The 23,299-nt window shown below is 59.6% G+C and carries 24 protein-coding genes; 18 read left to right on the top strand and 6 right to left on the bottom strand.

Annotation, left to right across the window (positions count from 1 at the left end; all coding sequences use genetic code 11):
• The first annotated feature begins 201 nt into the window (after positions 1-201).
• Positions 202-2,640: a Lon protease family protein gene (locus BFQ03_RS25340; protein ID WP_032861867.1), complete on the top strand. Its 2,439-nt coding sequence runs from the start codon at positions 202-204 to the stop codon at positions 2,638-2,640.
• Positions 2,641-2,928: 288 nt separating this feature from the next.
• Positions 2,929-3,249, top strand: coding sequence for a PA4575 family protein (locus tag BFQ03_RS25335; RefSeq protein WP_032861868.1), 321 nt, complete (start codon positions 2,929-2,931; stop codon positions 3,247-3,249).
• A gap of 9 nt (positions 3,250-3,258) precedes the next feature.
• Here the strand turns inward: BFQ03_RS25335 and BFQ03_RS25330 are convergent, their stop codons facing one another.
• Positions 3,259-5,079: a hypothetical protein gene (locus tag BFQ03_RS25330; protein ID WP_065944249.1), complete on the bottom strand. Its 1,821-nt coding sequence runs from the start codon at positions 5,077-5,079 to the stop codon at positions 3,259-3,261.
• Between the two features lie 165 nt (positions 5,080-5,244).
• On the opposite strand from BFQ03_RS25330, the gene BFQ03_RS25325 reads away from it, so the two are divergent.
• Both BFQ03_RS25325 and BFQ03_RS25320 read left to right on the top strand, forming a co-directional pair.
• On the top strand, positions 5,245-5,733 hold the full coding sequence (locus tag BFQ03_RS25325) for a TIGR00645 family protein (protein ID WP_029292073.1): 489 nt from the start codon (positions 5,245-5,247) through the stop codon (positions 5,731-5,733).
• Between the two features lie 146 nt (positions 5,734-5,879).
• Positions 5,880-6,497, top strand: coding sequence for a BamJ family beta-barrel-assembly machinery protein (locus tag BFQ03_RS25320; RefSeq protein ID WP_032861870.1), 618 nt, complete (start codon positions 5,880-5,882; stop codon positions 6,495-6,497).
• Between the two features lie 136 nt (positions 6,498-6,633).
• Here BFQ03_RS25320 and BFQ03_RS25315 read toward each other — a convergent pair whose 3' ends face one another.
• From BFQ03_RS25315 to BFQ03_RS25305, 3 genes are all read right to left on the bottom strand, one after another.
• Positions 6,634-6,891, bottom strand: coding sequence for a PA4570 family protein (locus BFQ03_RS25315; protein ID WP_032861871.1), 258 nt, complete (start codon positions 6,889-6,891; stop codon positions 6,634-6,636).
• A 196-nt stretch (positions 6,892-7,087) separates the two neighbouring features.
• Positions 7,088-7,429, bottom strand: a complete 342-nt coding sequence (locus BFQ03_RS25310; protein ID WP_032861873.1) for a zinc ribbon domain-containing protein YjdM — start codon at positions 7,427-7,429, stop codon at positions 7,088-7,090.
• 182 nt (positions 7,430-7,611) lie between these two features.
• Complete coding sequence (locus tag BFQ03_RS25305; RefSeq protein WP_032861875.1) at positions 7,612-8,580, bottom strand: polyprenyl synthetase family protein; 969 nt, start codon at positions 8,578-8,580, stop codon at positions 7,612-7,614.
• A gap of 377 nt (positions 8,581-8,957) precedes the next feature.
• On the opposite strand from BFQ03_RS25305, the gene rplU reads away from it, so the two are divergent.
• The 5 genes from rplU to BFQ03_RS25280 all read left to right on the top strand — a co-directional run bounded on the left by rplU (position 8,958) and on the right by BFQ03_RS25280 (position 12,702).
• A complete protein-coding gene (gene rplU / locus BFQ03_RS25300) occupies positions 8,958-9,272 on the top strand; it encodes a 50S ribosomal protein L21 (protein ID WP_003176051.1) in 315 nt (104 codons plus the stop codon).
• 34 nt (positions 9,273-9,306) lie between these two features.
• A complete protein-coding gene (rpmA, locus tag BFQ03_RS25295; protein WP_029292052.1) occupies positions 9,307-9,564 on the top strand; it encodes a 50S ribosomal protein L27 in 258 nt (85 codons plus the stop codon).
• 194 nt (positions 9,565-9,758) lie between these two features.
• On the top strand, positions 9,759-10,982 hold the full coding sequence (cgtA, locus tag BFQ03_RS25290) for an Obg family GTPase CgtA (protein WP_032861876.1): 1,224 nt from the start codon (positions 9,759-9,761) through the stop codon (positions 10,980-10,982).
• Positions 10,983-11,105: 123 nt separating this feature from the next.
• Complete coding sequence (gene proB, locus BFQ03_RS25285; protein ID WP_032861877.1) at positions 11,106-12,224, top strand: glutamate 5-kinase; 1,119 nt, start codon at positions 11,106-11,108, stop codon at positions 12,222-12,224.
• Between the two features lie 13 nt (positions 12,225-12,237).
• Positions 12,238-12,702 carry a CreA family protein gene (locus BFQ03_RS25280; protein WP_032861878.1) on the top strand — a complete coding sequence of 155 codons (465 nt, stop codon included), beginning with the start codon at positions 12,238-12,240 and terminating at the stop codon, positions 12,700-12,702.
• Between the two features lie 126 nt (positions 12,703-12,828).
• Here the strand turns inward: BFQ03_RS25280 and rpsT are convergent, their stop codons facing one another.
• A complete protein-coding gene (rpsT, locus tag BFQ03_RS25275) occupies positions 12,829-13,107 on the bottom strand; it encodes a 30S ribosomal protein S20 (RefSeq protein WP_032861879.1) in 279 nt (92 codons plus the stop codon).
• A 253-nt stretch (positions 13,108-13,360) separates the two neighbouring features.
• On the opposite strand from rpsT, the gene murJ reads away from it, so the two are divergent.
• The 6 genes from murJ to ispH all read left to right on the top strand — a co-directional run bounded on the left by murJ (position 13,361) and on the right by ispH (position 20,835).
• Positions 13,361-14,899 carry a murein biosynthesis integral membrane protein MurJ gene (murJ, locus tag BFQ03_RS25270; protein WP_065944248.1) on the top strand — a complete coding sequence of 513 codons (1,539 nt, stop codon included), beginning with the start codon at positions 13,361-13,363 and terminating at the stop codon, positions 14,897-14,899.
• 118 nt (positions 14,900-15,017) lie between these two features.
• Positions 15,018-15,956 (top strand): bifunctional riboflavin kinase/FAD synthetase, encoded by a 939-nt coding sequence (ribF, locus tag BFQ03_RS25265; RefSeq protein WP_029292040.1) that lies wholly within the window; start codon positions 15,018-15,020, stop codon positions 15,954-15,956.
• Positions 15,957-15,969: 13 nt separating this feature from the next.
• The gene (ileS, locus tag BFQ03_RS25260) at positions 15,970-18,801 is read left to right on the top strand and encodes an isoleucine--tRNA ligase (protein WP_065944247.1); all 2,832 of its coding nucleotides are present in this window, start codon (positions 15,970-15,972) and stop codon (positions 18,799-18,801) included.
• Positions 18,794-19,303, top strand: a complete 510-nt coding sequence (gene lspA / locus BFQ03_RS25255; protein WP_065944246.1) for a signal peptidase II — start codon at positions 18,794-18,796, stop codon at positions 19,301-19,303. The genes ileS and lspA overlap by 8 nt, the downstream gene beginning before the upstream one ends.
• A 7-nt stretch (positions 19,304-19,310) precedes the next feature.
• Positions 19,311-19,748: an FKBP-type peptidyl-prolyl cis-trans isomerase gene (fkpB, locus tag BFQ03_RS25250; protein WP_174553312.1), complete on the top strand. Its 438-nt coding sequence runs from the start codon at positions 19,311-19,313 to the stop codon at positions 19,746-19,748.
• A 139-nt stretch (positions 19,749-19,887) separates the two neighbouring features.
• Positions 19,888-20,835 carry a 4-hydroxy-3-methylbut-2-enyl diphosphate reductase gene (ispH, locus tag BFQ03_RS25245; RefSeq protein ID WP_065944245.1) on the top strand — a complete coding sequence of 316 codons (948 nt, stop codon included), beginning with the start codon at positions 19,888-19,890 and terminating at the stop codon, positions 20,833-20,835.
• Here ispH and BFQ03_RS25240 read toward each other — a convergent pair.
• On the bottom strand, positions 20,789-21,367 hold the full coding sequence (locus BFQ03_RS25240) for a GspH/FimT family pseudopilin (RefSeq protein ID WP_065944244.1): 579 nt from the start codon (positions 21,365-21,367) through the stop codon (positions 20,789-20,791). The two genes, ispH and BFQ03_RS25240, sit on opposite strands and share 47 nt — an antisense overlap.
• Before the next feature lie 203 nt (positions 21,368-21,570).
• Between BFQ03_RS25240 and pilV the strand changes: the two genes are divergently transcribed.
• The 3 genes from pilV to BFQ03_RS25225 are packed head-to-tail and all read left to right on the top strand — an operon-like array spanning position 21,571 to position 23,292.
• Positions 21,571-22,056, top strand: coding sequence for a type IV pilus modification protein PilV (gene pilV, locus BFQ03_RS25235; protein ID WP_032861887.1), 486 nt, complete (start codon positions 21,571-21,573; stop codon positions 22,054-22,056).
• Complete coding sequence (locus BFQ03_RS25230) at positions 22,053-22,760, top strand: PilW family protein (RefSeq protein WP_065944243.1); 708 nt, start codon at positions 22,053-22,055, stop codon at positions 22,758-22,760. The genes pilV and BFQ03_RS25230 overlap by 4 nt, the downstream gene beginning before the upstream one ends.
• Positions 22,761-22,794: 34 nt before the next feature.
• Entirely contained in the window at positions 22,795-23,292 is a 498-nt protein-coding gene (locus BFQ03_RS25225) for a pilus assembly PilX family protein (protein ID WP_050593418.1), read from the top strand.
• Positions 23,293-23,299 lie beyond the last annotated feature (7 nt).

Below are 23,299 nucleotides of genomic sequence, written 5' to 3'. Positions count from 1 at the left end.
GCCAGTTATTAGTCCAACCCGCGCAGTTTGGAGTTTAGGCATGTTCCAAGGGTTCCGTGGGTTTTTGTAAAACAATCAATGCAGACTGGTTTTTTTACGGGCGGCATCCCGTGTCTATGCTTTACCTCAGTCGTGCCTTGCCAGCCGGCTACGCACGGCGCCAGAATGCCGCCATTGCCCCGCCTGATGTAAGGAAGCCCGATGCCTGATCCTGTTGCTGCCAGCTTGCGTCTAGCGCCCGAAGCGCTGACTCGTCCTTTCTCCGCTGAACAGTTCAGCTTCTCGACCACCAATGATCTGGAGCCCTTTCGCGGTGTGCTTGGCCAGGAACGCGCGGTTGAAGCATTGCAGTTCGGTGTGGCGATGCCACGCCCCGGTTACAACGTGTTTGTCATGGGCGAGCCCGGTACCGGTCGCTTTTCGTTCGTCAAACGCTACCTCAAGGCTGAAGGCAAGCGCCTGCAGACCCCGGCAGACTGGGTTTACGTCAATAACTTCGACGAACCCCGCGAGCCCCGCGCCCTGGAATTGCCTGCGGGCGGTGCGGCCCCGTTCATCGCCGATATCAGTGGTTTGGTCGACAATTTGGTCGCCACGTTCCCGGCGGTATTCGAGCACCCGACGTATCAACAGCGCAAAAGTGCCATCGACCGTGCCTTCAACCAGCGCTACGACCGTGCCCTGGACGTGATCGAGCGCCTGGCCTTGGAAAAGGACGTGGCGCTGTACCGTGACAGCAGCAACATCGCCTTTACCCCGATGCTCGATGGCAAGGCCCTGGATGAGGCCGAGTTTTCGCAACTGCCGGAAGTCGACCGCGAGCGTTTCCACACCGATATTTCCGAGCTCGAAGAGCGCCTCAACGAAGAACTCGCCAGCTTGCCGCAGTGGAAGCGCGAGTCCAACAACCAGATGCGCCAGTTCAACGAAGAGACCATCACCCTGGCCTTGCAGCCGTTGCTGGCACCGTTGTCCGAGAAGTACGCCGAGAACGCCGGTGTCTGCGGTTACCTGCAGGCGATGCAGGTCTATCTGCTCAAGACCGTGGTCGAGTTGCTGGTGGACGACGCGAAAACCGACGCCCAGGCGCGCAAGCTGCTCGAAGAGCAGTACTGCCCGAGCCTGGTGGTGGGCCATCCGCTCAATGGTGGCGCGCCGGTGGTGTTCGAACCACACCCGACTTACGACAACCTGTTCGGCCGGATCGAATACAGCACCGACCAGGGCGCGCTCTACACCACCTATCGGCAACTGCGCCCCGGTGCGTTGCATCGCGCCAACGGCGGTTTCCTGATCCTGGAAGCCGAGAAAATGCTCAGCGAGCCGTTTGTCTGGGACGCCCTCAAGCGGGCCCTGCAATCGCGCAAGCTGAAGATGGAATCGCCACTGGGCGAACTGGGCCGCCTGGCCACCGTGACCCTCAATCCGCAAGTGATCCCGTTGCAGGTCAAGGTCATCATCATCGGCGCCCGTTCGTTGTACTACACCTTGCAAGACCTGGATCCGGACTTCCAGGAGATGTTCCGGGTGCTGGTGGATTTCGATGAAGACATCCCGATGGTCGATGAAAGCCTGGAGCAGTTCGCCCAGTTGCTGAAAACCCGGACCTCGGAAGAAGGCATGGCGCCGCTGACATCGGATGCGGTGGCGCGGCTGGCAACCTACAGCGCACGGCTGGCGGAGCATCAGGGGCGTTTGTCGGCGCGTATCGGGGATCTGTTCCAACTGGTCAGCGAGGCGGACTTCATTCGTCACCTGGCGGGCGACGAGCGTACCGACGCCGGGCATATCGAGCGTGCGTTGAAGGCCAAGGCCACGCGTACCGGGCGAGTATCGGCGCGGATTCTTGACGACATGCTCGCCGGGGTCATCCTGATCGACACCGCCGGCGCAGCCGTGGGCAAGTGCAACGGGCTGACGGTGCTGGAGGTCGGTGATTCGGCGTTTGGTGTACCTGCGCGGATTTCCGCCACGGTGTACCCGGGTGGCAGCGGCATCGTCGATATCGAGCGTGAGGTCAACCTAGGGCAGCCGATCCACTCCAAGGGCGTGATGATCCTCACCGGTTACCTGGGTAGCCGTTATGCCCAGGAATTCCCCCTGGCGATCTCCGCGAGCATCGCCCTGGAGCAGTCCTACGGTTATGTCGACGGCGACAGCGCCTCGTTGGGCGAGGCTTGCACGTTGATTTCGGCGCTGTCGAAGACGCCGCTCAAGCAGTGCTTTGCCATCACCGGCTCGATCAACCAGTTTGGCGAAGTGCAGGCAGTGGGCGGGGTCAACGAGAAGATCGAAGGCTTCTTCCGTCTGTGCGAAGCTCGTGGCTTGACCGGCGAGCAGGGCGCGATCATTCCCCAGGCCAACGTCGCGACGTTGATGCTCGATGAGAAGGTCTTGCAGGCGGTGCGGGCAGGGCAGTTCCATGTGTATGCCGTGCGCCAGGCCGACGAGGCGCTGAGCCTGCTGGTGGGCGAGCCGGCCGGTGAGCCGGATGCCGAAGGGCAATTCCCCGAGGGCAGCGTCAACGCCCGTGTGGTTGAGCGTCTGCGAGCCATTGCCGAGATGATCAGCGAAGAAGACCTCAAGGAAGCGGAAAAGGAACTGGCGCAGCAGGCGTTGGCTGAGGCCAAGCCCACCTGATGCGTTCACTCATGTAGGCGCGAGCTTGCTCGCGAAGATCGACAACGATAACGCGTGTCTTCTGGATTAACGCGTTGTGCTTGAGACCTTCGCGAGCAAGCTCGCTCCTACAGAAAGCGTGTCATGATTTTGACTGGATTTTTCGGGGCCAACCGCCGTTGGTCCCTACAACCTTGGTTTGTACCGGTTTTCTTCTATTCTCAGCTCAAGGGACATCTACAGGAGTCATGGGATAGAGACAGCCTTGTATCTGGAGGCTGAACACCGGATCTACCGAGGGTCGCCGCCATGCCGCGCAGCCTTTGCCTCACCCGCCAGTGCCTGGGCCTGGTCACCCGAATTGAATGTTCCATTCGCCCTCTAGCGGGGGATACCGGGATGTGGACTTTGTTGTTTGCCGCTGGAATGACGGGCGAACAGCCCTCGACCATCAAGTCCCAAGGGCCCTTCCATGGGCCGTTCGTCGCGGAAAATATTCTTGAGTCCATCGTGCAAAGCCTGACCCTGCACGGCTACGAGCTGGCCGATGACCCGCAGATCTGGTGCATTCACCTGCAAGCCCACCTGCGACAGCTTAATGGTGGGCGGCCCCAGGCCCTGCACCTGTAGACCTGCGGGCTATTTGGTCTCGGGCTTGTCCAGCTTGATTTCAAAGCCGTACTGCACCGTGTTCAATGCCGTACGCTGGTAGGTTTCAAACTCGGTCGGCTGGCCATAAAAGTAATGCACATCAAACAGTGCGGTGCCGTATTCCTGGGCGCGATGGCTGACGCCGAGGATTTCCTTCAAGTAGTTGCCACTGGCGTCCTTGGCAAAGAACCGCCAGCTATCGGATGGGAAAAGCGCCTGGTCGACAATCAGCGCGTTGTCCTGGACCGACAGGCCCTTGGGCAATTGTGCAGTGCTGACGGTGCTTTTTTCGATGCTGGCCAGGAACAGCGGGATTGATCCCACGGCAAACCCTGGGTTTTCCGGGAATAAATTCAGGTCGTAGGTGATCGTGCCGCGCCATGGGTCGACTTCAAAGGCCTCGGTGGGCAACTCGATGGGCTCGCCGCGCTTGCCTTCATCGTTTGCCGTAAAGAACGTCAGTGGTGCATCGCTGCTGGTGCGGGTCGAGCCGATCAGGTCGTCATTGAACGTGAAAGGATGGTCAAAGGCGATGTGGGCGGCGCTGGCGTCCTCCACTGACTGGCTGATGCTGATGCTGCTTTTCAACTGGTCTTCGGAGAGGCTGGCGCTTTGGAGCCAGTCTGCGGCCTGGTCGTCATACACCGTGACCGGCATGGGCAGGGCCTGCACGGTTTTTTCCAGGCTGTTTTTGTCGAAGCGCCGTATCGGCAGCTCAAGGTCCTTGCGGGTGACGGTCGCTTCGGAAAAGTCCAGCACGTTGACCTGCAGGTTATCGATCTGCCCATTGAAGTAGACCTTGGCGTAGTGGCTGGCCTGCTTTTGTTCAAAGGCTTTCTGCTCGTCTCCCAGCTGCTTCTCAAAGTCGTCGGACCAGGTTTTCTGCTTGCGCATCTGCGAAAGTTGCTGCTCGTAGAACGCCACCTGGGCGGCGCTTTCGTTGATTGAGCCGGAGCGGGAAAGAAACTGCCCCGTAGTGTCCCGGGCCTGGACCAGCAGTGGGTTGGGCGATTCATCCGCCACTTGCGGCGCCAGGGGCGCGGTGTTGGTCAGTTCGATCTCGGCGTAGTTGTTTTCCAGGGCCAGGAGGGTCAGGGTGATGTTTTCCTCGCTGCGTTTCTGGCCCACGTCTTTGCGAGTCAGGTCGAAGGTCAGGACTTTACGCGGTGCGATGACCTCGACCTGGCCCTTGAGCGTGACGGGTTGGGGTTGGCTCTTGTTGTCCGTCTCGATGCCTTCGATGAACGGATAGGTGACGGTCAGGTCGTCCGGGTTGGTCAGGTTGGAACTGCTGGGGCTCAACTGGATACCGGGGTCGGTTTCCGACCATTCCGGCTGGAACGGGATGATCTTGTTGTTGCTCAAGGTTACCGATTGCCATTCCAGGCCGTGGGGGAAAGGGAATTGGTCCGGCATATTGAAACTGAACGGGAACACCGGTTGCAGGTCGGTCAGGTAGTCCGAGTGCGAGTTCTTGCGCAGGACGAATAGCCCGTTGATGTAGGTATCCACCAGTGCTTGTGGCGTCGGGTAGTGCGCAAGCGCGCCCAGGGTGTTTTCACCGTACTCGGTCTCGACAGGCTTGGTGTCGAGCTTGATGCGCGCACGCTCCAGCAACAGCAACGAGCCGCCCAGTTCGGCTACGGCTTCCTTGAGGCGGGGATCCTGGATCGTGTCCAGGGATTGCTCGAACTGGGCGGTTTTTTCTTCGAGACTGGCTTGCTTGTGCTCGTCGCTGGGGGAGCAGCCGCCGGCCGCCAGCAACGCCACACACAGGCCAAGACTGGCCAAGGGAGATCGCACATCCATTATTTGAGATTCCTGTCCGGCAGCATCGAGCCACGTTGATGAGGCCGACACTAGCAGAAAAATTGTCTTACAGAAGCGCTACAGGTCAGTTTTCCGGGTGGTTATGGCGCAATGTGCGTGGCTGATATACTCGCCGCCATTTCTAGCCAAGCTGTGTGAGATTCCATGGAACGCTTTATCGAAAATGCAATGTACGCCTCCCGCTGGCTACTGGCGCCGATCTATTTCGGCTTGTCCCTCGGGCTGCTGGCGTTGGCGCTGAAATTCTTCCAGGAAGTGATCCACCTGCTGCCCAACGTCTTTGCGATGGCCGAGTCGGAGCTGATCCTGGTGCTGCTGTCGTTGATCGACATGGCCCTGGTGGGGGGGCTGCTGGTGATGGTGATGATTTCCGGCTACGAGAACTTCGTCTCGCAACTGGATATTGATGACAACAAGGAAAAGCTCAACTGGCTGGGCACCATGGACTCTTCGTCGCTGAAGATGAAAGTGGCGGCGTCCATCGTGGCGATTTCCTCGATCCACCTGCTGCGCATCTTCATGGATGCCAAGAACGTCGATCCCCAGCACCTGATGTGGTACGTGATCATTCACATGACCTTCGTGATCTCGGCGTTTGCCATGGGTTACCTGGATAAAGTCACCAAGCATTGATCCGTGCCTGGTGCCTTCGGGCCTGGGATTTTGGGCTCATCAAGCGTAGGGCGAGTGTGCTAGTCTGCTCGCCCTTTTAGTTTGGATGACACGCAGAAACTGCGCTTTTGCAGGCCTTTGCGGTTGTCCTACAGCGGAGCCTTTCCATGTCCGAAGTCAATCTGTCCACCGACGAAACCCGCGTCAGCTACGGCATTGGCCGCCAGCTGGGCGACCAACTGCGCGACAACCCGCCACCGGGCGTGAACCTGGACGCGATCCTGACCGGCCTGACCGACGCGTTCGGCGGCAAGCCAAGCCGTGTTGACCAGGAACAAATGGCTGCCAGCTTCAAAGTGATCCGCGACATCATGCAAGCCGAAGCAGCAGCCAAGGCTGAAGCAGCAGCTGGCGCTGGCCTGGCGTTCCTGGCTGAAAACGCCAAGCGTGATGGCATCACCACTCTGGCTTCCGGCCTGCAGTTTGAAGTGCTGACAGCCGGTGACGGCGCCAAGCCGACCCGTGAAGACCAGGTGCGTACCCACTACCATGGCACCCTGATCGACGGCACTGTGTTCGACAGCTCCTACGAGCGTGGCCAGCCGGCAGAATTCCCGGTCGGCGGCGTGATCGCTGGCTGGACCGAAGCCCTGCAACTGATGAATGCCGGCAGCAAATGGCGCCTGTACGTGCCGAGCGAACTGGCCTACGGCGCACAAGGCGTTGGCAGCATTCCGCCGCACAGCGTTCTGGTTTTTGACGTCGAGCTGCTCGACGTTCTGTAAGACCTTCTGCTGAATTACCTGTAGGAGCGAGCTTGCTCGCGAAGGGCGTCAACGATAACGCGTAGTTCCTGGATTAACGCGGTGCCTTTGATACCTTCGCGAGCAAGCTCGCTCCTACAGTGTTTTGCAGGGTGGCTCATGGGTGAAATTTGCCATGCAGCTCCGTCACCGGGCGCAATGCTCGGGCATAGCAGAACAGAAACAGGTTCCTTACCACCTCTTTCAACACCCCAGGCTCACTGGAGCTCAGGCCGTTGACGTCCAGGTCGCCCTGGTCCTGTAGTTCACTCAGCGCTTCTTCTTCCAGCACGGCACACACTTCCCCGGTTTCCCGATGAAGGATCCGCAGGTAAGGGTGCGGACGGTCCAGCCAGGCATCAATCAAATAAGTCATGGGTCGCATCTCCTTGAAAAGGTTTCAATGAGAATAATTCTTATTCAAGGAATAGCAAGTCCCTATTGGTAATTTCCTGGTTTTTCTGTGTGGGCATTGTGCAGGGTCAAAAGGGCTGGCCTTTTGCTATTGGGGAGGGCGATGCGGGGAGGGTGAGGCACCATCCCGCGCGAGGCACGGGATGGAGGCAGGCCGGTCAGACCTTGCGGACGAACTCAGACTTGAGTTTCATCGGGCCGATACCGTCGATCTTGCAGTCGATATCGTGGTCGCCATCGCACAGGCGGATGTTCTTGACCTTGGTACCGACCTTGACCACCAGCGAGGTGCCCTTGACCTTGAGGTCCTTGATCACGGTGATGGTGTCGCCGTCTTGCAGGACGTTACCGACGGAGTCTTTCTTCACGGTTTCATCGCTGGCTGCCTCGGCTTCACCACCGACGGACCACTCATGGGCGCATTCCGGGCAGATCAGCTGGGCGCCGTCTTCGTAGGTGTATTCGGAATTGCATTTTGGGCAGGGTGGCAACGTGCTCACTAAGGCTCCTTGAAAGTCAGGATGGCTAAAAGTCGCACATTATATAGGGTTTTAGCGCAAAGGGATCAACGCTGTAGGAGCGAGCTTGCTCGCGAAGCACTCAAGAACACCGCGTAAAGCCAGAATCAGCGCGTTATCGTTGACGTTTTTCGCGAGCAAGCTCGCTCCTACAGTTGGCGCAATCAGTGAGTACGGGCTACCGCAAACTCACTCAGCTCCACCAGGGCATCCCGGTATTCGCTGGCTGGAAGGGCTTCCAGGCATTTGATGGCGCGAGCGACGTAGTCGCGGGCCAGTTGTGCGGTGTAGTCGAGCGAGCCAGAGGCCTCCACGGCTGCGCGGATGCTTTCCAGGTCTTCGATGCCACCTTTCTGGATCGCCTTGCGCACTAGGGCTGCCTGTTCCGGCGTGCCTTCGCGCATGGTGTAGATCAGCGGCAGGGTCGGCTTGCCTTCGGCCAGGTCGTCACCGACGTTCTTGCCCAGGGTTTCGGCGTCGCCGCGATAATCGAGCAGGTCATCCACCAGTTGGAAGGCCACGCCCAGGTGATCGCCAAAGGTGCGCAAGGCTTCGGCCTGCTCGGCGGTCGCCTCGCACAGAGCGGCTGCGCTGTGGGTCGAGGCTTCGAAGAGCATTGCGGTCTTGCCGCGAATCACTTCCATGTAGGTTTCTTCGGTGGTGCTCGCGTCCCGCACCTTGGACAGCTGCAGCACTTCGCCTTCAGCGATGATGCGCGTGGCCTGGGACAGGATCTTCATCACGGGCATCGAGCCCAGCTCGACCATCATTTCGAACGAGCGCGAATACAGGAAGTCGCCCACCAGCACGCTGGGTGCGTTGCCCCACATGGCGTTGGCGGTCTCGCGACCACGGCGCATACCGGACATGTCGACCACGTCGTCGTGCAGCAGGGTGGCGGTGTGCAGGAACTCGATAGTGGCGGCCAGCAGGCGCAGGTCATCGCCTTCACGACCCAGGGCCTTGCCACACAGCAACACTAATAAAGGACGCAGGCGTTTGCCGCCGGCCGAAGTAATATAGTCGCCAATTTTGGAGACCAGCGGCACTTTAGAAGTCAGCTGCTTCTTGATGATGCCGTCGACGGCGCTAAAATCGTCCGCCACCGCGCGGTAGAAAGCTTGGGGTTGCATCAGCGACAGTCGCTCCAGAAGGGTTGCGCGGCATGCTAGGACCCGCGCCTTCGGGTGTCAAGGCGCGTCCAGTCACCGTGAAAGCTACTGCGCTCGGTAATCCTGCGTCAAAAACAGGCTCGGAATGCTCATTTACAACCAGTAAACTCCGCTTCCTCGCCTGTTTTTTCCTTGTCTTCCCTTCGCTCGCTACGCTTTCACGGCGACTGGCGGCTACTTGCAAGCCTTCCACAGCTTGCGTACAATCGCGCACCCTGAACTTCCTGGGCAGCACCTGCCTTACGCAATTGCATTCGGGACGTCCATCCCATGCAGCCATGCCAGCCAATACCTCTTCTTATAAAGCGCTGGGTGAGCAGGATTATCGGAGAAATACCATGTCGTACGCAGTAATTGTTACTGGTGGCAAGCAATACAAGGTCGCCCCAGGTGAATACCTGAAGATCGAAAAACTGGAAATCGCTACCGGCGAATCCGTTACTTTTGATCGCGTTCTGTTGGTCGCCAATGGCGATGACGTGAACATCGGCGCTCCAGTTGTTGCTGGCGCTACCGTTGTGGCTGAAGTGATCTCCCAAGGTCGTCACGATAAAGTCCGCATCATCAAGTTCCGTCGTCGTAAGCACCACATGAAGCGTATGGGCCACCGCCAGTGGTACACCGAGATCAAAATCACCGGTATTCAGGCTTAATTTCAGCCTAATTCCTCACTAGGAGAATTGACTCATGGCACACAAAAAAGCTGGTGGTAGTACCCGTAACGGTCGCGACTCAGAAGCCAAACGCCTTGGCGTTAAGATGTATGGCGGCCAGAAAATCATTCCGGGCAACATCATCGTGCGTCAGCGCGGCACCCAATTCCACGCCGGTTACGGTGTAGGCATGGGTAAAGATCACACCCTCTTCGCGAAAATCGAAGGCGTGATCAAGTTTGAAGTAAAAGGCGCGTTCAACCGCCGTTACGTGAGCGTTGTCTCGGCTTAATTGCGAGCTCGCTGGAAAAGCCCTGTCTTGCGACGGGGCTTTTTCGTTTGTGGGGTGAGTCTCTTGCAAAGCTGTTTGTGGTGGGCGAAGGCGGCGGGATTTGCAGTCGTCGATTGAGGTCGCTGCGCTCATTTTTGCAAGAGTCTTATGTCTTGGTTTCTTAAGCTCGTCCGTGCGGCGAGAGGCGTTTTGTTATGAAGTTCGTTGATGAAGTTTCTATCCGAGTAAAAGCAGGCGACGGCGGTAACGGTTGCATGAGTTTCCGTCGCGAAAAGTTCATTGAAAACGGTGGCCCGAACGGCGGCGACGGTGGTGATGGCGGTTCCATCTATATGATGGCCGACGAAAACCTCAATACCCTGGTGGACTACCGTTACACCCGGCACTTCGATGCCGAGCGTGGCTCCAACGGCGGCAGCACCGACTGCACCGGTAAAAAAGGTGAGGACATGGTGCTGCGCGTACCGGTCGGCACCACGATCATCGACTCCGCGACCCAGGAAGTGATCGGCGACCTGACCAAGGCCGGCCAGAAGCTGATGGTTGTGCAGGGTGGCTGGCACGGTCTGGGTAACACCCGATTCAAGTCCAGTACCAACCGTGCGCCGCGCCAGACTACGCCGGGCAAACCGGGTGAGCAGCGTGACCTGAAGCTGGAAATGAAAGTGCTGGCGGACGTTGGCCTGCTGGGCCTGCCAAACGCCGGCAAAAGTACCTTCATTCGCTCGGTGTCTGCGGCCAAGCCGAAAGTGGCTGATTATCCGTTCACCACCCTGGTGCCGAACCTGGGTGTGGTCAGTGTCGACCGCTGGAAGAGTTTCGTGGTCGCGGATATTCCGGGCCTGATCGAAGGTGCTTCCGATGGCGCTGGCCTGGGGATTCGCTTCCTCAAGCACTTGTCCCGTACCCGTCTGTTGCTGCACCTCGTCGATATGGCGCCGCTGGATGAAACCAGTGCCCCGGACGCTGCCGAAGTGATCGTCAACGAGCTGGCCAAGTTCAGCCCGTCCCTGGCTGAGCGTGATCGTTGGCTGGTGCTGAACAAGTGCGACCAGATCCTCGAAGAGGAGCACGAAGAGCGGGTCAAGGAAATCGTTGACCGCCTGCAGTGGGAAGGTCCGGTCTACGTGATCTCGGCCATTGCCAAAGAAGGCACGGAGCGTCTGACCCGTGACATCATGCGCTACCTGGAAGATCGTGCAGATCGCCTGGCTGCCGACCCGGTCTACAAGGCCGAACTGGCGGATCTTGACCAGCGCATCGAAGACGAGGCACGCGCGCAATTGCAGGCGCTGGATGACCAGCGTGCCCTGCGTCGCAGTGGCGTCAAGTCGGTCCATGACATCGGTGACGATGATTGGGACGAGGAAGACGTGGATGATGAAGATGGTCCGGAAATCATTTACGTGCGTGACTGATCCGTTGCGATAAACTTAAGCGCCGCTCAATCGAGCGGCGTTTTAGTATCTGGAAATCGGTAGTCACGAATAACGTTATGGGCGGCGCTGGGTCGCGCGGCCCTCAATCTAAGGTTGAAGATGATGCGGAGCAAAGTGACGGGTGCGCAACGCTGGGTCGTGAAGATCGGTAGTGCGTTGCTGACGGCGGATGGCAAGGGGCTGGATCGTGCGGCCATGAGCGTCTGGGTTGAGCAGATGGTGGCCTTGCATGAGGCAGGTGTCGAGTTGGTGCTGGTGTCGTCCGGGGCGGTTGCCGCCGGGATGAGCCGCCTCGGCTGGACCGCGCGACCCAGCGCGATGCATGAATTGCAGGCTGCAGCGGCGATTGGCCAGATGGGGTTGGTGCAGGCTTGGGAATCCAGCTTCGCCGAGCATGGTCGCCATACTGCGCAGATTCTGCTGACCCATGATGACCTGTCTGACCGCAAGCGCTACCTCAACGCCCGCAGCACCTTGCGTGCCCTGGTCGAGCTCAAGGTGATCCCGGTGATCAATGAGAACGACACTGTGGTGACCGACGAAATCCGTTTTGGCGACAACGACACCCTGGCCGCGCTGGTGGCCAACCTGGTGGAAGCGGACCTGCTGGTGATTCTCACGGATCGCGATGGCATGTTCGATGCCGATCCGCGCAACAACCCAGATGCCCAGCTGATTTACGAGGCGCGGGCCGATGATCCGGCGCTCGATGCGGTGGCGGGCAGTGTCGGCGGTGCGCTGGGGCGTGGTGGCATGCAGACCAAGCTGCGCGCGGCGCGCCTGGCGGCCCGTTCCGGTGCGCATACGATCATTGTCGGTGGGCGCATTGAGCGCGTGCTGGATCGCCTCAAGGCGGGCGAGCGCATCGGTACGCTGCTGTCGCCTGAGCGCGGCATGTTGGCGGCGCGCAAACAGTGGCTGGCTGGCCATTTGCAGACGCGCGGCACCTTGGTGCTGGATGCGGGGGCTGTTTCGGCGTTGTCCCAGGGCAACAAGAGCTTACTGCCGGTGGGGGTCAAGCTGGTCCAGGGCAGTTTCCGTCGGGGTGAAATGGTGGTGTGCGTGGCGCCGGATGGGCGTGAGATTGCCCGTGGCCTGGCCAACTACAGCGCCCTGGAGGCGCAGAAAATCATTGGGCAGTCGTCTGAGTCGATTGTCGGTCTGTTGGGATACATGGCTGAGCCAGAACTGGTTCACCGCGATAACCTGATTCTGGTCTAAAGGGAGCATATCGATGCGTGTAATGAAGGGGTTGCTCGGCCTGCTGATGGCGGTGCCGTTGCTGGCTTCGGCTGAAGAGATTGGTCAGGTGTCGACCGTGTTCAAGTTTGTCGGCCCGAATGATCGGATCGTGGTCGAAGCCTTTGATGATCCCAAGGTGGATGGCGTGACCTGCTACCTGTCCCGGGCCAAGACGGGCGGGGTGAAAGGTGGCCTGGGTCTGGCCGAAGACCGCGCCGAGGCATCGATTGCCTGTCGCCAGGTGGGGCCAATCCGCTTCAAGGGTGAGCTCAAGGATGGCGACGAAGTGTTCAAGGAGCGCACATCGCTGGTGTTCAAGACCATGCAAGTGGTGCGTTTCCTCGACAAGAAGCGCAATACCCTGGTGTACCTGGTCTACAGCGACCGCCTGATCGAAGGCAGCCCGCAGAATGCGGTGACGGCAATTCCGATCCTGCCGTGGCCTGGCGCGCAGTAAGCCTGGTGGTGCGGTGTTGCTTTATGTGGGAGCTGGCAAGCCAGCTCCCATATTTTTTGGGGCGTGGCATAAATCGTAGGCAATAAAAAACCGACCCTGGGGTCGGTTTTTTAACAAGCTTATCGCTTAGGCTGCAACAGCAAGGTTCAGAGCCTTGATGTGGCCATTCAGACGACCTTTATGGCGAGCAGCTTTGTTCTTGTGGATGATGCCTTTATCGGCCATGCGGTCGATAACTGGCACGGCCAGAACGTAAGCAGCTTGAGCTTTAGCAGCGTCTTTTGCGTCGATGGCCTTAACTACATTCTTGATGTAGGTACGAACCATGGAACGCAGGCTGGCGTTGTGGCTGCGACGCTTCTCAGCCTGTTTTGCACGTTTTTTGGCGGAAGGTGTGTTGGCCACCGTCGAGCTCCTCGAAAGACTTTTTAGGAAATAGCAAACAAAATAGGCCGCGAATCATGCCGATGAGTTGAAGTCTTGTCAAGGGCGGCTGATGCGAACTGCTGAGTGGTCGATCTGAAGAGGCGGGTGATTTATTTCCGGCGCTTGACCTGTAAACTCGCGAGCTTTGGCTCTGTGCTGTTGCAGGCGCGTAGTATCGCATAAGTAGGCGCTTTGTTCGCCTGCTCTTTATCTATAGGCAAAAACTCTTTCAATGAATCTGCTCAAGTCGTTGGCCGCTGTCAGCTCTATCACGATGATTTCCCGGGTTCTGGGGTTTGTGCGTGACACCCTCATCGCGCGTATTTTTGGTGCGAGCATGGCCACGGATGCCTTCTTTATCGCGTTCAAGCTGCCCAACCTGCTACGGCGGATCTTCGCCGAGGGTGCGTTTTCCCAGGCATTTGTGCCGATTCTGGCGGAGTACAAGACCCAGCAAGGCGAAGAGGCCACCCGCACATTCATTGCCTATGTCTCGGGTCTTTTGACGCTGGTGCTGATGTTGGTGACCATCGCCGGGATGCTCGCCGCGCCCTGGATTATCTGGGCCACGGCACCCGGGTTTGCCAACACCCCGGAAAAGTTCGCCCTGACCAGTGATCTGCTGCGGGTGACCTTTCCTTATATATTGCTGATTTCCCTGTCGTCCCTGGCCGGCGCGATCCTCAATACCTGGAACCGTTTCTCGGTGCCGGCGTTTGTGCCGACCCTGCTTAACGTCAGCATGATCATCTTTGCCCTGTTCCTCACGCCGTATTTCGATCCGCCGGTCATGGCGCTCGGCTGGGCAGTGCTGGCCGGTGGCCTGGCGCAACTGTTGTACCAACTGCCGCACCTGAAAAAGATCGGTATGCTCGTGTTGCCGCGCCTCAATCTCAAGGATACCGGCGTGTGGCGCGTGATGAAAAACATGCTGCCGGCGATTCTCGGGGTGTCGGTCAGCCAGATCTCCCTGATCATCAACACCGCGTTTGCTTCGCTGCTGGTCTCTGGCTCCGTGTCGTGGATGTATTACGCCGACCGCCTGATGGAATTGCCCTCCGGCGTGCTGGGCGTGGCGTTGGGCACCATTTTGCTGCCGACCCTGGCGCGTACCTATGCCAGCAAGGATCGCCATGAATACTCGCGCATTCTCGACTGGGGCCTGCGCCTGTGCTTTGTGTTGGTGCTGCCATGCGCCCTGGCCCTGGGGATCCTGGCCGAGCCGCTGACCGTTTCGTTGTTCCAGTACGGCCAGTTCAGCGCCTTCGACGCCTTGATGACCCAACGTGCGCTGATCGCTTATTCGGTGGGCCTGCTGGGGATTATTGTGATCAAGGTGTTGGCGCCGGGTTTTTACGCCCAGCAAAACATCCGGACTCCAGTGAAAATCGCGATTTTCACCCTGGTGGTCACCCAACTGTTCAACCTGATATTTATCGGGCCGCTGGCTCACGCGGGCCTGGCCTTGGCGATCAGCGCCGGCGCCTGCATCAACGCCGGCCTGCTGTTTTATCAACTGCGCAAACAAAAAATGTACCAGCCGCAACCGGGCTGGGGCGTGTTTGCCCTCAAGTTGCTGTTGGCCGTGGCCGTGATGTCGGCGGTATTGCTGGGGCTGATGCACTGGATGCCCGCGTGGGACGAAGGGCAGATGCTGGAGCGATTCCTGCGCCTGGGCCTGCTGGTCGTGGCCGGGGTGATCGCCTACTTTGGCATGTTATTGCTGCTGGGCTTCCGTCTGCGGGATTTCAATCGCAAGGCGCTGAATTGATCGCAATCAACAATAAGCTGGCTGTTTTTTCGATTCGAATCACTTGGCCTGTGCTGTTGCCTGTCGTCCGGGGCCGGGTGTGGTTATAATCGACCACTTTATGAGCAAGAAGCGCGTTATGCAGCTGGTTCGAGGTCTCCACAACCTGCGCCCCGAGCATCGGGGCTGCGTCGCCACTATTGGCAACTTTGACGGTGTTCACCGTGGCCACCAGGCTATCCTGGCGCGGCTGCGCGAGCGTGCAGTCGAGTTGGGCGTGCCCAGCTGCGTGGTGATTTTCGAGCCGCAGCCCCGTGAGTTCTTCACTCCCGAGACGGCCCCGGCCCGTTTGGCCCGCCTGCGGGACAAACTGCAGTTGCTGGCCGAAGAAGGCGTGGACCGGGTTCTGTGCCTGGCCTTCAACCAGCGTTTGCGCAGTCTCAGCGCCACCGAGTTCGTCGACCGTATCCTTGTCGATGGCTTGGGTGTGCAGCATTTGGAGGTCGGTGACGACTTCCGCTTCGGTTGCGACCGGGTAGGGGATTTCGATTTCCTGCAACAAGCCGGCGTAACCCAGGGTTTTACCGTCGAAGCCGCGCAAACCGTTGAACTGGACGGTCTGCGCGTGAGCAGCACCCAGGTGCGAAATGCCCTGGCTGCTGCCGACTTCGCTTTGGCCGAGCGTTTGCTCGGTCGCCCGTTCCGGATTGCCGGGCGGGTCTTGCACGGCCAGAAGCTGGCGCGCCAACTGGGCACGCCAACCGCCAACGTGCAACTCAAGCGCCGTCGCGTGCCACTGACCGGGGTCTACCTGGTGAGTGTCGAGATCGACGGCCAGCCGTGGCCCGGAGTCGCCAATATAGGTGTCAGGCCTACGGTTGCAGGTGATGGCAAGGCCCACCTGGAAGTTCACCTTTTGGATTTTGCCGGGGATTTGTATGACCGGCGTTTGACGGTGGTTTTCCACCAAAAGCTGCGTGAAGAGCAGCGATTCGCCTCCCTTGAGGCGTTGAAAACGGCGATCAATGCGGATGTCGCCGCCGCCCGTGCACTAGCCGCACCTAGCGCCCATCGCTAATGAAGAGCCTTAAATGACCGACTATAAAGCCACGCTAAACCTTCCGGACACCGCCTTCCCAATGAAGGCCGGCCTGCCACAGCGCGAACCGCAGATCCTGCAGCGCTGGGACAGTATTGGCCTGTACGGAAAGTTGCGCGAGATTGGCAAGGATCGTCCGAAATTCGTCCTGCACGACGGCCCTCCTTATGCCAACGGCACGATTCACATCGGTCATGCGCTGAACAAGATTCTCAAGGACATGATCATCCGCTCGAAAACCCTTTCGGGCTTCGACGCGCCTTATGTCCCGGGTTGGGACTGCCACGGCCTGCCGATCGAACACAAGGTCGAAGTGACCCACGGCAAGAACCTGGGTGCCGACAAGACCCGCGAGCTGTGCCGTGCCTACGCCACCGAGCAGATCGAAGGGCAGAAGTCCGAATTCATCCGCCTGGGTGTGTTGGGCGACTGGGACAACCCGTACAAGACCATGAATTTCAAGAACGAGGCCGGTGAAATCCGTGCCTTGGCCGAAATCGTCAAGGGCGGCTTCGTGTTCAAGGGCCTCAAGCCCGTGAACTGGTGCTTTGACTGCGGCTCGGCCCTGGCCGAAGCGGAAGTCGAGTACGAAGACAAGAAGTCCTCGACCATCGACGTCGCGTTCCCGATCGCCGACGACGCCAAGCTGGCCCAGGCGTTCGGCCTGGCGAGCCTGGCCAAGCCAGCTGCCATCGTGATCTGGACCACCACCCCGTGGACCATTCCGGCCAACCAGGCGCTGAACGTGCACCCGGAATTCACCTACGCCCTGGTGGACGTTGGTGATCGCCTGCTGGTGCTGGCCGAGGAAATGGTCGAGGCCTGTCTGGCCCGTTACGAGCTGCAGGGTTCGGTGATCGCTACCGCCACCGGCTCCGCGCTGGAACTGATCAACTTCCGTCACCCGTTCTATGACCGCCTGTCGCCGGTGTACCTGGCCGACTATGTCGAGCTGGGTTCGGGTACCGGTGTGGTTCACTCCGCGCCGGCCTACGGTGTGGACGACTTCGTGACCTGCAAAGCCTATGGCATGGTCAACGATGACATCCTCAACCCGGTGCAGAGCAATGGCGTGTACGCGCCTTCGCTGGAGTTCTTCGGCGGCCAGTTCATCTTCAAGGCCAACCAGCCGATCATCGACAAATTGACGGAAGTCGGTGCGCTGCTGCACACCGAAGCCATCAAGCACAGCTACATGCACTGCTGGCGCCACAAGACCCCGCTGATCTACCGCGCCACCGCGCAGTGGTTCATCGGCATGGACAAAGAGCCGGTTGCCGGCGAAACCCTGCGCAAGCGTGCGATCAAGGCCATCGAAGACACCCAGTTCGTCCCGGCCTGGGGCCAGGCGCGCCTGCACTCGATGATCGCCAACCGTCCGGACTGGTGCATCTCCCGCCAGCGCAACTGGGGCGTGCCGATCCCGTTCTTCCTGAACAAGGAAAGCGGCGAACTGCACCCACGTACCGTCGAGTTGATGGAAGTGGTGGCCCAGCGTGTTGAACAGGAAGGCATCGAAGCCTGGTTCAAGCTGGATGCCGCTGAGCTGCTGGGCGACGAAGCGCCGCTGTACGACAAGATCAGCGACACCCTCGATGTGTGGTTCGACTCCGGTACCACCCACTGGCACGTACTGCGCGGCTCGCACCCGATGGGTCACGAGACCGGCCCGCGTGCCGACCTGTACCTGGAAGGTTCGGACCAGCACCGTGGCTGGTTCCACTCGTCCCTGCTGACCGGCTGCGCCATCGACGATCACGCCCCGTACCGCGAACTGCTGACCCACGGCTTCACCGTCGACGAGAACGGCCGCAAGATGTCCAAGTCCCTGGGCAACGTGATCGCGCCGCAGAAGGTCAATGACACCCTGGGCGCCGATATCATGCGCCTGTGGGTGGCTTCGACCGACTACTCGGGCGAGATGGCCGTTTCGGAGCAGATCCTGCAGCGTAGCGCCGATGCCTACCGTCGTATCCGCAATACCGCGCGCTTCATGCTGTCGAACCTGACCGGCTTCAACCCGGCCACCGACATCCTGCCGGCCGAGGAAATGCTCGCCCTGGACCGTTGGGCCGTGGACCGTACCCTGTTGCTGCAGCGCGAGTTGCAGGAACACTACGGCGAATACCGTTTCTGGAACGTCTACTCGAAGATCCACAACTTCTGCGTGCAGGAGTTGGGTGGCTTCTACCTCGACATCATCAAGGATCGCCAGTACACCACCGGCGCCGACAGCAAGGCACGCCGTTCGGCGCAGACCGCGCTGTACCACATCACCGAAGCGCTGGTGCGCTGGATCGCCCCGATCCTGGCCTTCACCGCCGACGAACTATGGGAATACCTGCCGGGCGAGCGGAACGAGTCCGTGATGCTCAATACCTGGTACGAAGGCCTGACCGAATTGCCGGCTGACTTCGAACTAGGCCGTGAGTACTGGGAAGGCGTGATGGCCGTCAAGGTCGCGGTGAACAAGGAGCTGGAAGTCCAGCGTGCGGCCAAGGCCGTGGGTGGCAACCTGCAAGCCGAAGTCACCCTGTTTGCCGAGGAAGGCCTGAGCGCCGACCTGGGCAAGTTGAGCAACGAACTGCGCTTCGTGCTGATTACCTCCACAGCCAGCCTGGCGCCATTCGCCCAGGCCCCGGCTGATGCGGTCGCTACCGAAGTACCGGGCCTCAAACTCAAGGTGGTCAAGTCGGCCTTCGCCAAGTGCGCCCGTTGCTGGCACTGCCGTGAAGACGTCGGCGTGAACCCTGAGCATCCGGAAATCTGCGGTCGTTGCGTCGACAACATTTCGGGCGCTGGTGAGGTTCGCCACTATGCCTAACGCCAGCCGTTTCGGACGTCTGGGCTGGCTCGTCCTGAGCTTGCTGGTCCTGGTCATCGACCAGGTCAGCAAAGCTCACTTCGAGGGCACCCTGGAAATGTTCCAGCAGATCGTGGTGATTCCTGACTACTTCAGCTGGACCCTGGCCTACAACACCGGCGCTGCATTCAGCTTCCTGGCTGACAGCGGTGGTTGGCAGCGTTGGCTGTTCGCCCTGATCGCGGTGGTGGTCAGTGCGGTGCTGGTGGTCTGGCTCAAGCGCCTGGGCCGCAATGACACCTGGCTGGCTATCGCCCTGGCGTTGGTGCTGGGCGGTGCCTTGGGCAACCTGTACGACCGCATCGCCCTGGGCCATGTGATCGACTTCATTCTGGTGCATTGGCAGAACCGCTATTATTTCCCTGCGTTCAACTTTGCCGATAGCGCCATCTGTGTTGGCGCTGTCATGCTGGCGCTGGATATGTTCAAGGGCAACAAACCCGGAGAGACCGTAAATGACTGAACAAGTATTGGCCGAACAACGCATTGGCCAGAACACGGAAGTCACCTTGCATTTTGCATTGCGCCTGGAGAACGGCGACACGGTCGACAGCACGTTCGACAAGGCCCCGGCGACCTTCAAGGTCGGCGACGGTAACCTGTTGCCGGGCTTCGAGGCTGCGTTGTTCGGTTTCAAGGCCGGCGACAAGCGCACCCTGCAGATCCTCCCGGAAAACGCCTTTGGCCAGCCCAACCCGCAAAACGTACAGATCATCCCGCGTTCGCAGTTCCAGGATATGGAACTGTCGGAAGGCTTGCTGGTGATCTTCAATGATGCGGCGAATACCGAGCTGCCCGGCGTGGTAAAAACCTTCGATGACACTCAAGTGACCATCGATTTCAACCACCCGCTGGCCGGCAAGACCTTGACCTTTGATGTTGAAATCTTCGACGTTAAAGCGCTCTAACTGACGATTCCGGCCTACTGTAGGAGCGAGCTTGCTCGCGAAGGTCTTCACCGATAATGCTGACATCCTGAATGATCGCGGTGTCTGTGAAATTTTCGCGAGCAAGCTCGCTCCTACATGGCAAGACACGAGGCACAGCATGCAAATCAAACTCGCCAACCCCCGTGGCTTCTGCGCTGGTGTGGACCGGGCGATCGAAATCGTCAATCGCGCCCTGGAAGTCTTCGGGCCGCCGATCTATGTGCGTCATGAAGTGGTCCACAACAAGTTCGTGGTCGAAGACCTGCGAGCTCGCGGCGCGATTTTTGTCGAAGAGCTGGATCAGGTACCAGATGACGTTATCGTCATTTTCAGCGCCCATGGTGTTTCCCAGGCTGTACGCACAGAAGCAGCAGGCCGGGGCCTGAAAGTGTTCGACGCGACTTGCCCGCTGGTGACCAAGGTGCATATCGAGGTGGCGCGCTACAGCCGCGACGGCCGTGAGTGCATCCTGATCGGCCACGCCGGCCACCCGGAAGTCGAAGGCACCATGGGCCAGTACGACGCCAGCAATGGCGGCGCGATCTACTTGGTGGAAGACGAAAAAGACGTCGCCGAGTTGCAAGTGCATAACCCTGAAAAGTTGGCATTCGTGACCCAGACCACCTTGTCTATGGATGACACCAGCCGTGTCATCGACGCCCTGCGTACCCGTTTCCCCGCCATTGGTGGGCCACGCAAGGACGACATCTGCTACGCCACGCAAAACCGCCAGGATGCCGTCAAGCAACTGGCCGACGAATGTGACGTGGTGCTGGTTGTGGGGAGCCCCAACAGCTCCAACTCCAATCGTCTGCGTGAACTGGCTGAACGCATGGCCACCCCGGCGTACCTGATCGATGGTGCCGAAGACTTGCAGCGCAGCTGGTTCGACGGTATCGAGCGTATCGGTATCACGGCAGGCGCCTCGGCGCCGGAAGTCCTGGTGCGGGGCGTGATCCAGCAGTTGCAGGCGTGGGGCGCCACAGGTGCCGACGAGTTGGCAGGGCGTGAAGAAAACATCACTTTTTCCATGCCCAAGGAGCTGCGGGTTCGTTCGCTGCTCTGAGCCCCAGTTCATCGTACCCCCGGCACAAGGCCTGCTCGGTCTTGTCGCTGCGCAGGCTGATACGACCGGTGGGCGCCAGCACCACCTGATGCAGGCTCAACGGCTGGTCCGTTGAGCACACATGCACAGTGCCGGCGCGAAACCCTCCCGCAGCCAGCAGGGGTTCGCCCAACCCGCTGAAGCGAATCTGCGTGCGCACCGGGGTATTGCCGATGATGGGGATCCGTCCATTGTCCTGGCGCTCCAGCAATACCGGGTTGTCGTCGTCCAGATGGCCGCGCCCATTCATGTCCACCACCACCTTCCAGCCTCGGCTCCAGTCATCATCCCGTGCATGGATGATCACCGTTCGATTGCGTGCAATGGCCTGGGTGCGGGCGTAGCGCAGGCCGGACGCCAGGGTCTGCGCCGTGCTCAGTCGTGTTTGTGAGTCCAGCAGGCTCTTGAAACTGGGTACTGCCAGTTGTGCCAGGATGCCGCTGAAGATCAATCCGAACAGCAACTCGATCAATGTGAAACCGCGTTGTTTCATACCTCGTCCCTCCATGGACAGTTCATTGGGCTGTGGCTGTACTAGTTATAGCGGTGGTCTACGTCCGTGCAGTGATGGCCTTCCTGTCCAAAGTATTTCCCTTTATTCCTAGGGGCGGCGCGGCTGCGAGTGTGGCGCTAGTCTTGGGCAACACACGGCTATTTCGGCCGTTTCGATGACCCTCGACAAGGATGACGATGGCTATGCGCGCTTGCCCGGCAACGTCTTGTGCCCCCTCTGGTGCCACCCGGCAGGTCGGCATGAGCCTGATCGAAGTGCTGGTCTCGCTGCTGATTCTCGGCGTTGGCCTGCTTGGGGTCGGGCTGATCCAGTTGAATGTGCTCAAGTACACCGACAGCTCCAGGATGATCAGCCAGGCGAGTTTCATTGCCTATGACATGCTCGACCGGATCCGCGCCAATGCCGGTGCCGACTACGCCTGGGAGAGCGGCGATGTTGCGCTCACCACCACCGTGGCCGCGAGTGTCCGGGATCTGGATTTGCACGACTTCGAGGCCAATATCAGTCACTTTGCCGGCGATACCGCCAAAGGATCGATTGCGATCAATCAGCGTGAAGTCACCATCAGTATCAGTTGGGATGATTCGCGCGCAGCCAATGCTGGTAATACCCGTGAAACATTCACCCTGACCAGTCGTGTCGCGGTTGACCCGAGGCCTGCGCGATGAGGCGCTCCAGTACGGGGTTTGGGCTGGTCGAAGTATTGCTGGCGGCGAGCTTGGGGCTGATCGTGGTCCTGGCGGCCGTCCAGATAACATTGGCGGCGCAAAGCACCGCTGCCAGCCAGCACGCGTCGGCGTTATTGCAGGATGAGGGTCGATTTGTCCTGGGCAAGATGATCCAGGAGATTCGTCTGGCGGGGATGTTCGGTTGCCTGTCCCTGCCTTTGATTGCTCAGGCGCCTGCTGATTTTTCCAGGCCGGTCAGCGTGGTGGTCAATGGTGCCTCAACCAGCTTGACACTGGTTACCAGCGATGTCGGTAGCCCGGGCAGTCGGCCAGACTGGACGGTGCTCAGCAATTGTGTCGACAGCGCCAAGGCCTATTCGGGGCTGCCATCCAAGCCAGGGGCCGGGCAGATCGCTTTTCCCGTACGCAAACTGACCTACAGCTTTGAGTCGGGGCAACTGAAACTAAGCACTCCGGCATCCCCCGCCAAGGCAGTGCTGGTGGATAACGTGGGGGCGTTCGAGTTGAGCTTCGGGGTGGCTAGCCAGCCTGGCTCCAGTGTCGTGACCCGGTATGACAGCGATCCCGATGATGACTCGCTGATCCGCAGTGTGCGTGTGGTGTTGACGCTCCGCGATCCGGCAGGCCGCGTGCGGGACCAGGTCTATAGCGCTGTCGCTGCCGTGCGTAATCGTCTTGAATAGCGCGCTCCGGATATCGGCCCCCAGACAGCGTGGCATGGTGCTGTTGATCAGCCTGGTGTTGCTGCTGTTGTTGATGGTTCTCGGGCTGTCATCGATGCAGGGCGCAACGTCGCAGGAACAGCTCGCTGGCAGCCTCCGGCATCGCAACCAATCGTTTCAGGCTGCCGAAAGCGGACTCAGGCGCGGTGAGTCGGCTGTGCAGGCGCAAGGATTCGGTTTGCCGCCCTGTCAGTCACTTGTCACCTGCGCACCGCCGAAAGAGGCGTATGTCATCAGCCGGCCGGGCGTCGATCCGGTCTCGGCCGTTACCTGGGTCGGCATGAAGGCGGGTATTTATGGCATTCAAAACCTGGGCGTCGGTATCGGATTGGCGCATTTGCCGCCCGACACCCCGGCGACTTTGTATCGGGTCACGGCAGTGGGAATCAGCGGCCAGTCGCGCAGCGTTCTGGAGAGCGTCTATGCACGGGTAGCCTCGGCTGATGACGCCGGTGAGCGATTTCGACGAATTCTATGGCGACAACTTCAGTAGGTGGACA

The organism is Pseudomonas sp. 25 R 14 (genome assembly GCF_900004755.1).
Taxonomy (GTDB): domain Bacteria; phylum Pseudomonadota; class Gammaproteobacteria; order Pseudomonadales; family Pseudomonadaceae; genus Aquipseudomonas; species Aquipseudomonas brenneri.
This window is presented reverse-complemented; position numbering and strand designations above follow the sequence as displayed.

Coding starts and splice junctions, on each gene's coding strand:
- BFQ03_RS25225 (WP_050593418.1), top strand. CDS start 22,795: ATGGTGCTGTTGATCAGCCTGGTGTTGCTGCTGTTGTTGATGGTTCTC.
- BFQ03_RS25320 (WP_032861870.1), top strand. CDS start 5,880: ATGTCCGAAGTCAATCTGTCCACCGACGAAACCCGCGTCAGCTACGGC.
- ileS (WP_065944247.1), top strand. CDS start 15,970: ATGACCGACTATAAAGCCACGCTAAACCTTCCGGACACCGCCTTCCCA.
- ispH (WP_065944245.1), top strand. CDS start 19,888: ATGCAAATCAAACTCGCCAACCCCCGTGGCTTCTGCGCTGGTGTGGAC.
- cgtA (WP_032861876.1), top strand. CDS start 9,759: ATGAAGTTCGTTGATGAAGTTTCTATCCGAGTAAAAGCAGGCGACGGC.
- rpmA (WP_029292052.1), top strand. CDS start 9,307: ATGGCACACAAAAAAGCTGGTGGTAGTACCCGTAACGGTCGCGACTCA.
- BFQ03_RS25280 (WP_032861878.1), top strand. CDS start 12,238: ATGCGTGTAATGAAGGGGTTGCTCGGCCTGCTGATGGCGGTGCCGTTG.
- BFQ03_RS25315 (WP_032861871.1), bottom strand. CDS start 6,891: ATGACTTATTTGATTGATGCCTGGCTGGACCGTCCGCACCCTTACCTG.
- BFQ03_RS25240 (WP_065944244.1), bottom strand. CDS start 21,367: ATGAAACAACGCGGTTTCACATTGATCGAGTTGCTGTTCGGATTGATC.
- proB (WP_032861877.1), top strand. CDS start 11,106: ATGCGGAGCAAAGTGACGGGTGCGCAACGCTGGGTCGTGAAGATCGGT.
- BFQ03_RS25340 (WP_032861867.1), top strand. CDS start 202: ATGCCTGATCCTGTTGCTGCCAGCTTGCGTCTAGCGCCCGAAGCGCTG.
- lspA (WP_065944246.1), top strand. CDS start 18,794: ATGCCTAACGCCAGCCGTTTCGGACGTCTGGGCTGGCTCGTCCTGAGC.
- BFQ03_RS25325 (WP_029292073.1), top strand. CDS start 5,245: ATGGAACGCTTTATCGAAAATGCAATGTACGCCTCCCGCTGGCTACTG.
- BFQ03_RS25230 (WP_065944243.1), top strand. CDS start 22,053: ATGAGGCGCTCCAGTACGGGGTTTGGGCTGGTCGAAGTATTGCTGGCG.
- ribF (WP_029292040.1), top strand. CDS start 15,018: ATGCAGCTGGTTCGAGGTCTCCACAACCTGCGCCCCGAGCATCGGGGC.
- rplU (WP_003176051.1), top strand. CDS start 8,958: ATGTCGTACGCAGTAATTGTTACTGGTGGCAAGCAATACAAGGTCGCC.
- BFQ03_RS25335 (WP_032861868.1), top strand. CDS start 2,929: ATGCCGCGCAGCCTTTGCCTCACCCGCCAGTGCCTGGGCCTGGTCACC.
- BFQ03_RS25330 (WP_065944249.1), bottom strand. CDS start 5,079: ATGGATGTGCGATCTCCCTTGGCCAGTCTTGGCCTGTGTGTGGCGTTG.
- BFQ03_RS25305 (WP_032861875.1), bottom strand. CDS start 8,580: ATGCAACCCCAAGCTTTCTACCGCGCGGTGGCGGACGATTTTAGCGCC.
- pilV (WP_032861887.1), top strand. CDS start 21,571: ATGCGCGCTTGCCCGGCAACGTCTTGTGCCCCCTCTGGTGCCACCCGG.
- murJ (WP_065944248.1), top strand. CDS start 13,361: ATGAATCTGCTCAAGTCGTTGGCCGCTGTCAGCTCTATCACGATGATT.